Genomic DNA, 330 nt, shown 5'->3' on the forward strand with positions numbered 1-330 from the left:
CCTGGTCCCAAACCAGGTGCACTACCAGGCTGTGCTATGCTCCGAAATTGGGGTGAATGACGGGATTCGAACCCGCGACAACTGGAATCACAATCCAGGGCTCTACCAACTGAGCTACATCCACCACTACTGTGGGTTCTACATTACCAAGCTAATCTACCAAATGGCGCGCCTGACAGGATTCGAACCTGTGACCATCCGCTTAGAAGGCGGATGCTCTATCCAACTGAGCTACAGGCGCATGACCGATGATAAAAAATATCATGCGATACTTCCGCCGATTAATTGGTCGGAGCAGTAGGATTCGAACCTACGACCCCCTGGTCCCAA

At 51.8% G+C, this 330-nt stretch carries 2 tRNA genes; both read right to left on the bottom strand.

Going from position 1 to position 330, the window contains the following annotated elements:
• Window positions 1-48: 48 nt before the first annotated feature.
• Window positions 49-124, bottom strand: a tRNA-His gene (locus tag ADA42_RS00190).
• Window positions 125-164: 40 nt separating this feature from the next.
• Window positions 165-241: transfer RNA gene (locus tag ADA42_RS00195), tRNA-Arg, on the bottom strand.
• Between the last annotated feature and the right edge of the window lie 89 nt (window positions 242-330).

The organism is Acinetobacter sp. 243_ASPC, assembly GCF_001054715.1.
Lineage (GTDB): Bacteria > Pseudomonadota > Gammaproteobacteria > Pseudomonadales > Moraxellaceae > Acinetobacter > Acinetobacter soli.